The following is a 14612-nucleotide window of genomic DNA, read 5'->3' on the forward strand; positions in this document are numbered from 1 at the left end:
CATGATCCACATATCTAACTAATTAAAACTAATTGATTAATTAAATATCCAGACCCAGAGCCAAACTTGAACTTAATTAGCTGACTTCTTCTAGTTCATCCAGGGCAAAGTTATTGGTCGCAATGTTGGAGTAGTTAACTTTGTCAAAGCGCACAATCACCGGATAGATGATGCCGCTCTTATCGACAGAAGCTACTGTACCGACATCACGATACCAATAGGACTCCTTGCGGAGGATACGGACTTTTGAACCACGATCGATTGCCATAGGGTTTCCCTTCGTATGACTTCAAATGAACAATATAGAATAGATAATTACTATTTCTGGAAGCATATAATGCTTAGGTTACTGCGTTGCGTCGATCGCTGTCCATGCCAGTGTTGTAAAGTTTTATGACGTAAATTTTTGTTAAAAGATTGCAGGCGATCATTCATTCCCATTAAGCCCAATTCGTGATCTAACGTGATCTAATTTGTGTTCTAACTAGATCGAGCTACGGACACATAATTACTCTTCGATCGGCTTGAGTAAGTCTTGCACCACCGTTGATACGCGGGTCTTAATTTCAGTGGTAAATCGATCGCGGTGGCGTTTGCGTTGCCATTTATGAAAGCGCTTTTCGTAGATGGTGCTGTCGGTTTGATAGGTTGACCAGGCATCGAGCGCCAAGCCCAAACCCCACGATAGCAACACAATCAGCGACCAATCCAAGCCGCCAGAAGTGAGTAAATCTAACCCCATCAGGAACACATTAACCATGCCAAATTTGATCGCATGGTCACGGAAATGGCGTTTTTGATATTGGTCAAACTCAACCCGTTCCTTATCAACAATCTGGCTGGTCAACCATTCCTGTTCGGCGGCCACAAAGTCAGCCTGAGAGACCCCTAGCTCAGTGGCGATCTCATTGACCTGCTGTCTGGTGAGGCGATCGCCCTGGTTCGATCGGCGGGTCAGGGCGAGTTTCAGGATTTGTTGCACCTGCTCATCTGTATATAAATCCAGGGCGGGGGGGGCAGGTTTATTTTGATTTGACTCAACCATTGTCCGTGTTCCTAATGTTGTTACTACCTATTCCTGGCTTGCTATATCTGGCTATATTTAGGCTATATCTGGGGTTGGGGGTGTTTTGAATTACTTTTAGGCTCTCTGGCTTTTAAAAGATCTCAAATTATCTAATTATGGGAAATTATTTGCGGCGATGAATCCTGCATTCAGGCGATTAATTGGCAATTAATTCGGATGCTACTGCAGAAACTTGGCGATCGCTATATAAAGAGCTACTCAGCGCTATTTCAAAATAAGGCGTTCAAGCTACAGCACGACTATTTTGCTTGATCTAGATTTTTTTGATTTAAAGGTATCCTTTGTCAAAGAATTGTCTTAAATCCACGCTAGGCTAAACTTATTTCCACATTTTCTCAAGGATTAGTGAGTGGCAATACAATCCCGATCGCTACTTATTCTAATAATAGAACTCAAGAATCTAGCCAGTCAGTGAGGATAACCGTCAAGTCAATCTTTCCAATTGCGGTTATTTCGATCGGCCAGATCCACTTAAAATAATTTTGGTTGATAATTTTGGCTTGGTGATCTAGCTAACTCAAATATCAGCAATGCCAATATCTGAGCCAATATTTCATTCTGTCCAGTCAAGTTAATTTGACGATCGCAAATTCCCACAAATTTCCGCAATCTTTGCAAACCTAAGACTCTAAAAACTGCTAAGCACCTATGACACTTAATCCTGGCGATCCCGCTCCCGACTTTACGCTCCAAGACACCGCAGGCAATACCGTTACCCTGTCTGAATTACGCGGTAAGCGGGTGGTCTTATATTTTTATCCCAAGGACGACACCCCCGGTTGCACCAAAGAAGCTTGCGGCTTTCGTGATAACTATGCCACCTACCAGGACAAGGACATGCTGGTCTATGGCATCAGCAAAGACGATGCTAAGTCCCATGCCAAATTTACGGACAAGTATCAATTACCATTCCCGCTGCTGTGTGATACCGATACCACTGTGGCAAAGGCCTATGAAAGCTATGGCTTGAAAAAGTTTATGGGCAAGGAATTTGAAGGCACATTCCGGCATACGTTTGTGATCGATCCAGAAGGTAAGATCGAGAAAATCTATACGAAGGTAAAAGCCGAGCAACATGCGACAGATATTCTGGCGGATCTAGGTTTGGCCTAGTCCAGGCTTGCTTCGATCGCTAATTCGATCGTTAAATGCCCTAATCAGCAATATGCAATGCCAAGAAACTTAACCAGTTGCCGCGCTAAATCAACCTAGTGAACTCCTAATAACCCCATTCATAACCAGGTTAATATCTATGACTCTCAAACCCTGGCACATCCGCGATCGCACCTTTGCCTGGGGGACGCGCACCTATTTAATGGGCATCTTAAATGTCACACCTGATAGTTTTAGTGATGGCGGACTGCATGACTCGCTGGAAACGGCGATCGCCCATGCTAATCAAATGGTGCCCTACATTGACATGCTCGATATTGGTGGTGAATCGACCAGGCCAGGGGCAGCAGCGGTTAGCGTTGAAGATGAGCTGGCGCGGGTAATCCCAGCGATCGAAGCGATTAGAGTTTTGCATCCCGATCTGCCCATTTCGATCGACACCACCAAGGCAGAAGTGGCTGATGCGGCATTGCAAGCTGGGGCGGATCTGGTTAATGATGTGGCGGCTGGTCGGTTTGATCTGGAAATGTTGCCGATCGTGGCGAAGCACAAAGCGCCCTATATCTTGATGCATATGCAGGGTAGTCCCCGCACGATGCAGGCCAATCCTGTCTATGGCGATGTGGTGCAGGATGTAAAAAAATTCCTGCGGGATGGGGTGATGATTGCCCGTGCGGCGGGGATTGAACATTTGGCGATCGATCCGGGGATTGGTTTTGGTAAAACCCTCGATCATAATCTGGCTTTACTGCGTGAGTTGGCCTGTTTGCAGGAGATTGCTACGCCAATTCTGGTGGGTGTTTCGCGCAAGAGCTTTATTGGTAAATTGTGCTGCCAACCCGATCCACAGCAACGAGTTCTGGGAACAGCGGCGGCCTGTGCGGTGGCGATCGCCAATGGGGCAGATATTTTGCGGGTGCATGATCCCAAGGAAATCAGCGATATTTGCCGCGTAACCGATCCGATCTATCGCTCTAATTCTAATTATGTTGCACCTGAGCAAGCATCAATCGCAACTATTAAGAATGTCGGTAACTCCAATCCCAAACCGCACCAGGAAAATACAAACAATACCGAGGTTGGATCTGATGCCCAGATTTTGCCTGAGCCCAATCTAGATTCTGAATTAGATTCCGATCCAGAACAACAAAATAATGGGCTTGAGTTAGCAGATGAGCTAGTAATTAATATTGATCAAGGTTCTGTTTCAAATGAGTTAAAAGTTAAGCCCAAAAAGAAATCCAGTAAGACCAGTAAGAAACGCAAACAGACAAAGAGTAAGGCTAGCAAAAATGCCGATCGCTAGATATTTTCGCACCCTGAAGCTTTTCTGGGCCACGGCGATCGCCGCTGAGTTGGAATATCGGCTTAACTTTGTGATCGCTGCTCTCAGTAGTATTGGCAGTCTGGCGGGGAGCATTTTTAGTTTGTTTTTGTTCTATCGCACTGGCTATTCATTCCAAAATTGGAGTTGGGAAGAGGCGATGGTTGTGCTGGCGATCTTTACCTTGTTGCAAGGCTTTGCCCAAACTTTTCTAGCGCCAAACCTGAATCGGATTGTTGACCATGTGCAGCAGGGCACGCTGGATTTTGTGCTGCTCAAGCCAATTAGCAGCCAATTCTGGCTCTCGACCCGCACCCTGGCTCCGTGGGGATTGCCGGATCTCATTTTTGGTTTCATTATTCTTGGCTATGCGGGAGTGCGGCTGAATTTAACCCTGGGGAATTATGTAGCAGGGATTTTGCCACTGGCCTGCGGTTTAACGATTCTCTATAGCCTCTGGTTCATGTTGGGGGCAACGAGCATCTGGTTTGTGAAAATCTATAATGTGACCGAGGTGCTGCGGGGCATGTTGGAAGCTGGGCGATTCCCAATGGTGGCCTATCCGGCGGCGTTTCGCTTTTTCTTTACCTTCATCATTCCGATCGCATTTCTGACCACGATCCCAGCGCAGGCTTTTTTAGGCCGGGGTGAAGGATTATGGCTGGTGGGCGCAATTGGTTTGGCGATCGCTTTGCTAATTATTTCTAAATTGTTTTGGCAGTTTGCGCTGCGTTTTTATACCAGTGCCTCTAGCTAGAGCTTGTTTCAATTGGTTTTAGGCGCAATCAAAGACTAATCACGAGTCTATGGCTGCTGTGGTTGGTGAAATTCATAAATATCCTTAATCAACTCCGCCCAACCATCGGCCAGGGATTCCCAAATTGCTTCCCCCTTCGCCACCGTAGCCGGAGTGGGATCACCGATCGTGCCGCTCTTGCTCAAGTCCCTGGTTACCCAGGCAAAGGGATTTTTCCCTTCCATGCTCAACAAACTATCCTGGGGCAAGTTTTGGGGGTATTCGGCGATCGCTAATTCCATTTTTACTGTATCCGGCAACAAAGCCAGCATCAAGCTAGTTTCCGCATCCCCAGCATGGATGCCCAATTCCTGCTCTTTGGCGGTCATCAGCGAACCAGCCAGATTAGGCACTCGCCAGGTAAACAGTGGGAATATCATAAAATCGGCATATTTTTGATGCAGATCCCTGGCCACCATTTCCAATACCTGTGGTTGGCCACCGTGGGAATTCATCAATACTAATTTGCGAAATCCTGCCCGATAGATGCTTTCCGCCGTTTCGGTTAATACTGCGGCCAGGGTTTGGCTACTGAGCGTAATTGTGCCGGGAAAGTGCCAATGCTCATTGGATTTGCCATAGTAAAGAGGTGGCAAACTGTAGGCGGGAATTTCTGGAGCTAGCCTAGTCAGGGCTTTACCCAATACGCCCATGCTGATTGCCGAGTCCACAACCAAGGGCAAATGATGACCATGTTGCTCGATCGCACCCAGGGGCTGAATGATCACGGTGTTTTGGCGATCGGGCAGGTTGGCAATTTCTGGCCAGGTCAAATAGGCAAAAAAGCGATCGGCGGGAATAAAACTATGCATGGGGGTGATTGGAGAATTTCTTGATTAGACTTGATTAGATTTGATCAGAGCAAAGCAAAGCACTATTGACGATCGGTCAGATCGGACAGATTTGACATAGCGGCATTGATTGAATTGGTCGATCGCCAGCGCATAAATGCAACCTGGAATCCCCACAACCTCGGATGAGGTCGATAGCCGTTTAAGCTACTTTTGACGCGATCGGGAAGTTTTTGCCAGGTAACACTCACAAAACCCAGTCTAGTATAGAAACCCACCAACCTTGGTTTGCAAACCAGATACAGGTCATTAGTAGCGACAGGATCTACAGATCGCCTGCCAGTTGGTCTGGAGTTGCGCAATTGTGGCTTGGTCTCAGGACTAATTGGCGTAGCATTTTCTGGCATATTTTGCGATTGGATTGGGCGATTAGCTGACGATTGCCCTGCTTGCCGGGCTTGGTTAACCAGAGCGGAACCCAGGCCTTGCGATCGCCAGGATGGCTTTACATACAAGTTATAAATAATTGTGTGGGTCTGAAACCGGCGCATCGCCATGCAAGCGACCAGGGCGCGATTGCATTCCACCACCACATATTTAGACCAATTTTTGGCACCACTAATAAACAAAAAAACAATACTCAGGCATAACAATAGCAATCTGAACAAAGCGATTAAAATCAACAGGGCGATCGCTATCATTACCAAGATCGCAACTATGCCATCAAGGCGATCGAGGAATTGCCAACAAAATCCGGCTAAGCCTCCCCAAATCAGGGCTTCGACTAGATAATAACCAAATAATCGCACCTCAAAATTGAGCCCTTCACTTTTGATCAAACCCCGCAGCAGATTTTGGATCTGCCAGCGATCCGCTAATTTGGCAGGTCTAATCTGACACCCCAGGGGCAGGCGATCGCTACTGGTATGGCTGATATTCATAGGGATTTTTCGATTTTTGGGGATGAGAAGGTTCGGCTTAAGCCAGTTCTTGCCACAAACCTTCGGTTAGCTCTGCCATATCATCAATTTGGCAAGAAAGTGCAATGCAAGCAATTCGATTGCGCCCTTTTTGTTTAGCTTCATAGAGCGCCCGATCGGCGGTTTCGATCAACTGCTCCACTGATTGTTGCTGGATTGGCACCGTACAGGCTACGCCAAAGCTGAGCGTAATATATGGCTGAATCGAAGAAAATTTATGTTCGATCTGGCTGGCATGGACGCTGGCCATAATTTTAGTGGCGATCGACTTAGCATCAACGATCGACACATTCGGCAACACGATCGCAAATTCTTCGCCGCCATACCTGGTGGCCAAAGTCGATCGATCCTTTAAGCTACTCTGAATCAAAGTAGCTACCTGCCGCAAACAGCCATCCCCCGCCAGATGGCCATAGGAGTCATTATAGGCTTTAAAAAAATCAATATCACTGAGAATCAGCGATAGGGGGGCATGTTCAGTGAGCAGTCGTTGCCATTCATGGTGAATATATTCATCAAATCGGCGGCGATTGGGGAGCTGGGTCAAACTATCCACAAAAGCCAGTTGGCGTAGTTCTTTGATCGCCCAACCGGTTTGAATTAATCGCCGTACCCGTTGCCGTAGCACCGCCCATTTGATTGGTTTGGTGACATAGTCGATCGCACCTACCTCAAAGGCCATATCGATCGATTTTTCATCATCTAAAGCCGTAACCATCAAAACCGGCGGACAATCCTGACGATAGATCTGATGGAGTTGCTGACAACAATCAAACCCATCCAAAATTGGCATCTGGGCATCGAGTAAGATAATATCTGGTAACTCTTTTTCGCAAAAATCCAAGCATTGTTGACCATCTTCGGCTTCACTAATTTGATAGCCATCCTGAGCCAAAACCCGATTTAACACTGAACGAATGATCCGCTCGTCATCAACAATCAGGACTCTTGGTATTTTCGCTTTAAGTAAAAAATCGTCCACACCTAGCTACCTTGCAACGCTTCATTTAATAGTTCTTGCAAAGCTGCTCTGGTCTGTGCACAAGCTTGTTCAAGCTGAGGCATTAATGCAGCCGTATTGTCTGTGCTACCCTGTTCGGCGATCGCTTCAATTTGGCTACTATATTTGGCAACGGCAACAGTACCGATCGAGCGGGAGATAGATTTAAGAGCATGAGCGGCAAATCTCAAGGCAACGGGATCGTCCTGGTCGATTGCTTCATGAATTTCGGCTATATATTTGGGTGCGTCTTCTAGATACATTTGCACTATGTTAGGCAAAAACAATTGATCATCCCCGGCGACCTCATTAATACTACTAATTACTTCTAAATCAAGGATTCTATAATTACTACCAGAATCTGGCTCTAAATGCTTTAAATTGGGAGCAGTTAGATCGTTAGATGATTTGGTCGTATTAATACTGGTGTCAGAGGCTAAAAGCGTGGTTGTTGATAATTTTAATTCTTTCCTGACTGTTTTTTGAAATCGGTAGAGCGCTTCAATAATTGCCTCTAAATATACGGGTTTACTAATATAATCGTTCATACCTGCATCCAGGCAGCGCTGACGATCGCCTTTAAGAGCATTGGCAGTCATCGCAATGATCCAGGGATAGTCTTGTCGGCCAGTTTGCTGGCGCAGCGATCGAGTAGCCTCCAGGCCATCCATCTCCGGCATTTGCATATCCATAAATACCACATCATAGTGGAGCTGCTGCACCGTGGTTACTGCTTCAAGACCATTGGCAACTACATCAGCGCGATAGCCCAGGCGCTTAAACATATTCAGGGCGACCTTTTGGTTGACCAGATTATCCTCTGCCAACAAAATCCGCAGCGGTAGGTCTGTGGCCAGATTTTGATAATTGTTGGTCAGTTTCGTTCTGAGGCTGACGGGGCTAGAAATTTCTGGCCTGACTGCTTGGAGTAGCGCATTATAAAGCTGTGATTGCTTTACGGGCTTGCGCAGGAAATTAACGATCGGGTATTTTTGGCGATCGCTAGGACTGAGCAAATCACTGGCGGAGCTGAGAATAATAATTGGTAAATCCGCATAATGCTCGAGCTGAGCGATCGCTATGGCCAGACTCAGTCCATCCAGCCCAGGCATTTGCATATCTAAGACCGCCAAGTCAAATTCCGATCGTGGCGATTGTTTGAGGATGCTGAGCGCTTGATCGGGATCATTAAATGTTTGGGTCTGCATTTGCCAGAATTGCGCCTGGAGCCTGAGGATTTGGCAATTAGTGGCATTGTCATCCACAACTAGTAGCCTTTTCCCAATCAGAGAATGGGTTTGATGTGATAGCTTCTCTAGCTCATTATTGAGCACTTTGGCAGTGGTAATCGAGAAATAGAAGGTGGTACCGGGATGCTCTTGCTTCCGGTCATGGAGAATGGGGCTATCCTGCCACAGCGATCGCCATGCATCTGTGGTTGGCGTGCCTGCCACTACACCATTACTCTCTACCCACATGTTGCCCCCCATCAGCCGACAGAGTTTTTGGCTAATTGCTAAACCAAGGCCAGTGCCGCCATATTTTCTCGTGATCGATGTGTCGGCCTGGGAAAAGGACTCAAACAATCGATTCATACTCTCTGGCGCAATGCCGATACCGGTGTCTTTAACTGCAAAGTGAATTTCATACTGTTCTGCGGTTAATTCGCGGGCAATGGCGCTGATGATGATCTCACCCTGCTCAGTGAACTTAATTGCGTTACCCAGCAGGTTAACCAATATCTGACGCAACCTAGTCACATCGCCTTTAATTACGCTTGGCACCTGGGTATCAACCCACGTCGCTATTTCTAGTCCTTTATTAGCCACCTGGGCTGCCATCAGATCAACAGTGGCTTCAATGCAATCGAGCAGTGCAAATGGTTGTTCTTCTAGGGTAAGCTTACCGGATTCAATTTTAGAGAAGTCGAGAATATCATTAATAATCGTTAGCAGCGCATCGGCACTATTACGGATCGTTTCGGCAAAATCCCGTTGCTCAGGTGACAGCTGGGTATCCATCAAAAGACCCGACATGCCAATTACCGCATTCATTGGCGTGCGAATTTCATGACTCATATTGGCCAGGAATTCACTCTTGGCTTTATTGGCGGCCTCGGCTTCTTGTTTGGATAGGCGCAGAGCTTCTTCGGATAGTTTCCGATTAGTAACATCACGCACAATAATCAGCACTTCATTTTTGCCACTGACCACTACTCTGGCTTCTTCATACCTGACTTGGTCATTTATCTCCACTTCATATTCATAAATCTGGCGATCGCCGGTAGCCAAAGCCTGGTGAATATAATCAAGGCGTTGCATGGCCAGGTGGGGAGGCATAACCGCAAAAATATTCCCCAATGTCAGTTCACGACCTTGCTGCAATAGCTGAATTTCGCCACCGGAGACTACGTCTAAGTAGTTGCCTTCGCCATCAATGCGCAATAGCAAGTCAGGAATCGCGCTAATTATGGCTCTTTGGGTGGCCTCGCTTTTACTCAGAGCCATTTCAGCCTGTTTGCGATCGCTGATGTCGCGTACCAGCACTAAAATTTCGTCGTTGCCAATCGGCGAAACCCTTACTTCTTCGTGCCTAAGCTGGCCATATTTCTCGAATGAATGCTCGTAAACCTGGAGGCTATTTGTACTCAGGGCAACTTCATAGCTTTTCAGCATGCGCGGTAAAATTTCCGGTGGCACCACTTCGGCAATATTTGCTTCGATCGGCATAAATACGCCAGCCTTGGCATCCCTGGGCATAATACATTCCAAGCAAGTGCCGTCTTTTTTTAATCGCAGCATTAAATCAGGAATCGCACCAACAATTGAACTGTTCTTGGCCTCACTGGCCTTGAGCGCAGTTTCAGCCTGTTTGCGATCGCTGATGTCGCGTACGATTTGTAAAATCTCGTTTTCGCCGGTGACCACAATGCGGCATTCTTCATAGTGAACAACGCCATCCACCTCAATTTCATATTCATAATACTGACGATTGCCACTGGCCAGGGCACGATTGACATAATGCATCCGCTGGGCAGCAATGTGAGTAGGCAAAATATCATAGATATTGCCCTTGGTGGGGCCATCGATGCCCTGATAGATGGTGACAGAATTGCCACTGACAAAATCCAGGTAATTGCCATCGCTATCCATCCGAATCATCAAATCGGGAATCGCTGAGAGAATCGCCTCCTTAGTTTTCTCGCTTTCTTGCAGGGCTGCTTCAGCCTGTTTGCGATCGCTAATTTCAACTACCACGGAACCGACTGCCACTGGCTCGCCATCATTGCCAAAAATGGGGAAATAGGATTCTAGCCAATGGCGCTCTTGTGTCGATCGGCTGGGAACCCGACTAGACATTTCCAGATTGACAATCGGTTGGCCGGAATCAAATACACTCCGATAGCGAGCTTCGATCTCAGGGGCAATACTTGGCAACACCTGAGCCACCGTTTTACCAATTGAGCCAACCACAGAAACGCCATTGAGTTCTGCCATCGGTTCATTGATGGAAAGATAGCGGAGATTGCGATCTACAACTGCCATGCCAACCGGAGCCGTGGCAAAGAAGGCATCCATCTCTGCTTGTTTGACTTGGACTGCTTCTTGTAGGCGATCGGCCATGGCTGCAAATGCTTTGGCCATTTGCCCTAGTTCATCGTTGCGATCTAGCTCCAGTTTTTCATCCAAACTCCCTTCCGACAAGCGTTTAGCTGATTTGCTCAGACGCAAAATCGGTGCCACGATCGAATTGGCTACCAATATGCTCCAGCCAATTGAAAGAATAAAAGCAAGGGAAGATAGCCACAGGATATTGTGCAAATTGGCATCAATCAGGCCGGAAAAATCCGATTTTGGGGCGACGATGACAACTTCCCAATCAAGACCACGTTGATCGAAATAGGTAAATGTGCGAGTGAAGTACCTATGATCATCCCACTCAAATTCAAGCATCTGTGCTGTATCTGCCACCATAGCTGAATCGGACATAATGAATTCAGAAGTTGCGGCAATGAGCTCGTTGCTACTATTCTGGCCTGGTAGTCGTTCTATCTTGCCGTCTTGCTCAACTAAAGATGGATCACCGTTGGAGGTTGCTACTAGATCACCATTGCGATCGATAATAAATATCTGGCCATGGGTACTAATATCGATCGTCTGCAAAAAACTACTCAGCGCTTCCAGGCTGATGGCAGTTGAAGATAACCCGATTGCATTATTAGCTTGATCAACAATGGGCAAGGTAGCAGATAAATATAGCTTGAGCGGATCACTATAGGCATAAATTTCTGCCCAAACTGCACCTTCTGTGGCAGCAGTTGTACCCCCAAGTTGCTGAAAAGCTTCCCGCCGTTCTTGGATGAATTGAGGCGACTCGATCGGGCTCGATTTTGCCCCTAGCTGGTCAAGATAATAGGTGCGCAATGTAAAATTATTATTGCGATCGGCAAGGCTAATGCTGAGGCTGAAATCAGGAGCCCTTGACACCGAAATAAATTCGCCCTCAGTATTGGTAAAATCAGCATGCAAGCTAACACCTGCATAGAGCTTTAGCTGCCGCCACAAATGTTGTTGCCACAGGTCTAGATCCTCAGCCGTAAGCCAGCCCATTTGTACCGCATCATAATTTGCTTGATTAATGCGATGGGGAGTCTCTAAAAAAACTCTAAGTTTTTGCTCCACCAGATCGCCAGTTTCTCTGGTAAATTCACTGGCTAGTTCCTCAACGGCAGTCTGGCTGCTGTGATAGGAAAAATAGCCAATCAGCCCCACCGTGCCGATAACTTGTAGCACCAACGGGACAATAATCATACTCCTGAGGCGAAGTTGCCCACCCCACTTAACTAGAGAGTTCTTTAGCGATCGCATGGCGCTAATTATTAAACTAAAATAACGAGATAGTGGTTAAAAAAACCAGAGTGCAACAAGATTTAGTTAAGTGTGTAGAAAAATATCACTAATTATGATCAATGTTAGCTTGTTTAAGCGGAGCAGTTACGATCGCCGCCTGGGTTAATTTCGTTTAAATATTGGCGGCTGGTAGGTAAAAGCAACTATTTTAGGAATATGGCTGGGCATCACCCAGAGATTATTGGCAGGACTGAGCCTAACAGAACCTAGCCGGGGGCTATGATTCTTCAAATAACCAGCTCTAATTTCCAGATTCTCATCTTACTTTTCAATTCTAGATTGCGATCGTATTAATCGTAATCGTATTAATCGTATTAGTAGTAGCATCTTGGCAATTGATTACTTAATCACTTGAGTTAAAGCTGGCAACCTAAGCAACTGAGTTTATCACCATCTACGATTATGGATCAGGTAATAGGAGGAAGCAGGTAATTCTGAAGATGATGCCTGATCGTCGAGCCGATCGAAGCTATGCCGATCGAAGCTATGCCGATCGAAGCTATACAGTCGCAATCTACTTTACCCAAGTTGTAATTTGTAATTACTTAAGTATTTGATATTCAAATTGCTTGAGCAAGATTTGCGTTAATTAATCGACATTATTGGGTTAATTGACCTGGAAGTAAACAAGCAACGGTTAAGCTTTTGTTAAGCCGCGATCGCCGTCATTACAATATACTGACCTAAAGGCTACTGCCTACCATCTGGTGTCCAGAATTGTTGAGCTGCCACTATTCCCAAAATCAGAGCCAAGGCTAGGTTTAGTGGTCACTCTAGCTTATGTTAATTCAAACTGCAAAACTTGATTATCTACCTGCTAAGCAGTAAAGATCTTAAGGGGATCGCCCTGTAAACAGAGCGCAAATATGGCAACAACAAGGTAATACAAGGCAATAACCAGGCAATTTAATCAACTTAAATTTTAACTATGGATATCAAAACCATCTCCACAACTCCTTTTGATGATCAAAAACCCGGTACTTCAGGGCTGCGCAAAAAAGTGCCGGTATTTCAACAACCCAATTACCTAGAAAACTTTATTCAAGCTACGTTTAATTCAATTCCAGAGCGAGTTGGCCAAACCCTGGTACTAGGCGGCGATGGTCGCTACTATAACCGCGAGGCGATCCAGATTATTCTCAAAATGGCTGCTGCCAATGGATTTGCTAGAACTCTGGTTGGCCAAGGGGGAATTCTTTCTACTCCGGCGGCTTCCTGCGTGATTCGTAAATATAAAGCGATCGGTGGCATTATTCTGTCAGCCAGCCATAACCCCGGTGGCCCCAAGGAAGACTTTGGCGTTAAGTTCAATACCAGCAATGGTGGCCCAGCCCCAGAAAAGGTGACTAGCGCGATTTTTGCGGAAAGCCAGAGAATTAGCGAATATCAAATTTTAGAGGCTGAAGATATTGATCTCGATAAACAAACCAAAACCCAACTCGGCAATATGACCGTGGAGGTGATCGATGCGGTAACTGATTATGCTGGCTTGATGGAGTCGATCTTTGACTTTGGTCGGATTAACCAATTGCTCACTTCTGGTACATTTAGGCTCAGTTTTGATGCCTTACATGCGGTGACTGGGCCCTATGCAAAGGCAATTATTGAACAAAGATTAGGCGCTAAGCCTGGTTCGGTGGTGAATGCGATCCCCCTAGAAGATTTTGGTGGTGGTCATCCTGATCCGAATCTGGTCTATGCCCATGATTTGGTCGAGACTATGTTTGGTGACAATCCACCGGATTTTGGTGCGGCCTCCGATGGAGATGGCGATCGGAATATGGTGTTGGGCAGCAAGTTTTTTGTTACCCCCAGTGATAGCGTGGCAATTATGGCTGCAAATGCCAAGTTAGTACCTGGCTATGCCAATGGGATCGCTGGCATTGCCCGATCGATGCCCACCTCCCAGGCTGCCGATCGCGTCGCTGCGGCAATGGGGCTGGATTGTTATGAAACCCCGACCGGCTGGAAGTTCTTTGGTAATTTACTCGATGCTGGCAAGGTGACCATCTGCGGTGAAGAAAGCTTTGGTACTGGCTCCGATCATGTGCGTGAAAAGGATGGTTTGTGGGCGGTGTTGTTCTGGCTAAATATTCTGGCCGTGCGGCAGGAATCAGTGGAGCAGATTGTGACTGAGCACTGGCGTACCTATGGCCGTAATTTCTATTCCCGTCATGACTACGAGGGGATCGCCAGCGATAAGGCGAATCAATTGATGCAGCAATTACGCGATCGCCTGGGCAGCTTACCTGGCAGCAAATTAGGAAATCATCAGGTTAAATATAGTGATGATTTTAGTTACACCGATCCGGTGGATGGCAGTATCAGCAAAAAACAAGGAATTCGGATTGGGTTTGAGGATGGTTCACGGATTGTGTTCCGCCTATCGGGAACAGGCACCCAGGGGGCAACCTTGCGGGTTTATTTAGAGAGCTTTGAAGCAGACCCAGCCAAACATGATCAAGATACCCAGGCAGCCTTGGCTGATTTGATTGCGATCGCGGATCAGGTTGCCCAGATCCAGGCAATCACCGAGCGCGATCAACCTACTGTGATCACCTAGCCAAAGTCTACAAATGCTTATTTTTGATTTCCAATTCAAGCTAAGTAA

Annotated in this window: 10 protein-coding genes; 4 read left to right on the plus strand and 6 right to left on the minus strand. The window is 46.5% G+C overall.

Annotated elements, in window-relative coordinates; genetic code table 11:
- Window positions 1–76: 76 nt before the first annotated feature.
- Together PSE7367_RS13760 and PSE7367_RS13765 are read right to left on the minus strand one after the other, a co-directional pair.
- The gene (locus PSE7367_RS13760; protein ID WP_015165970.1) at window positions 77–268 is read right to left on the minus strand and encodes a photosystem I reaction center subunit IV; all 192 of its coding nucleotides are present in this window, start codon (window positions 266–268) and stop codon (window positions 77–79) included.
- Window positions 269–508: 240 nt separating this feature from the next.
- Complete coding sequence (locus tag PSE7367_RS13765) at window positions 509–1045, minus strand: 2TM domain-containing protein (RefSeq protein ID WP_015165971.1); 537 nt, start codon at window positions 1043–1045, stop codon at window positions 509–511.
- 690 nt (window positions 1046–1735) lie between these two features.
- On the opposite strand from PSE7367_RS13765, the gene bcp reads away from it, so the two are divergent.
- The 3 genes from bcp to PSE7367_RS13780 all read left to right on the plus strand — a co-directional run bounded on the left by bcp (window position 1736) and on the right by PSE7367_RS13780 (window position 4281).
- Window positions 1736–2200, plus strand: coding sequence for a thioredoxin-dependent thiol peroxidase (gene bcp, locus PSE7367_RS13770; RefSeq protein WP_015165972.1), 465 nt, complete (start codon window positions 1736–1738; stop codon window positions 2198–2200).
- Window positions 2201–2339: 139 nt separating this feature from the next.
- The gene (gene folP / locus PSE7367_RS13775) at window positions 2340–3506 is read left to right on the plus strand and encodes a dihydropteroate synthase (protein WP_015165973.1); all 1167 of its coding nucleotides are present in this window, start codon (window positions 2340–2342) and stop codon (window positions 3504–3506) included.
- Entirely contained in the window at window positions 3493–4281 is a 789-nt protein-coding gene (locus PSE7367_RS13780) for an ABC transporter permease (RefSeq protein WP_015165974.1), read from the plus strand. Before folP ends, PSE7367_RS13780 begins: the two co-directional genes overlap by 14 nt.
- A gap of 47 nt (window positions 4282–4328) precedes the next feature.
- Here PSE7367_RS13780 and PSE7367_RS13785 read toward each other — a convergent pair whose 3' ends face one another.
- The 4 genes from PSE7367_RS13785 to PSE7367_RS20545 form a co-directional block, all read right to left on the minus strand.
- Window positions 4329–5132, minus strand: a complete 804-nt coding sequence (locus PSE7367_RS13785) for a creatininase family protein (protein WP_015165975.1) — start codon at window positions 5130–5132, stop codon at window positions 4329–4331.
- Window positions 5133–5194: 62 nt separating this feature from the next.
- Window positions 5195–6052, minus strand: a complete 858-nt coding sequence (locus PSE7367_RS13790; protein WP_015165976.1) for a GNAT family N-acetyltransferase — start codon at window positions 6050–6052, stop codon at window positions 5195–5197.
- A gap of 37 nt (window positions 6053–6089) precedes the next feature.
- Window positions 6090–7073: a diguanylate cyclase domain-containing protein gene (locus PSE7367_RS13795; protein ID WP_015165977.1), complete on the minus strand. Its 984-nt coding sequence runs from the start codon at window positions 7071–7073 to the stop codon at window positions 6090–6092.
- Window positions 7074–7075: 2 nt separating this feature from the next.
- A complete protein-coding gene (locus PSE7367_RS20545) occupies window positions 7076–11959 on the minus strand; it encodes a response regulator (RefSeq protein WP_015165978.1) in 4884 nt (1627 codons plus the stop codon).
- A gap of 970 nt (window positions 11960–12929) precedes the next feature.
- On the opposite strand from PSE7367_RS20545, the gene PSE7367_RS13805 reads away from it, so the two are divergent.
- Window positions 12930–14564, plus strand: a complete 1635-nt coding sequence (locus tag PSE7367_RS13805; RefSeq protein ID WP_015165979.1) for an alpha-D-glucose phosphate-specific phosphoglucomutase — start codon at window positions 12930–12932, stop codon at window positions 14562–14564.
- Window positions 14565–14612: the final 48 nt, after the last annotated feature.

The sequence above is a fragment of the Pseudanabaena sp. PCC 7367 genome (assembly GCF_000317065.1).
GTDB lineage: Bacteria > Cyanobacteriota > Cyanobacteriia > Pseudanabaenales > Pseudanabaenaceae > Thalassoporum > Thalassoporum mexicanum.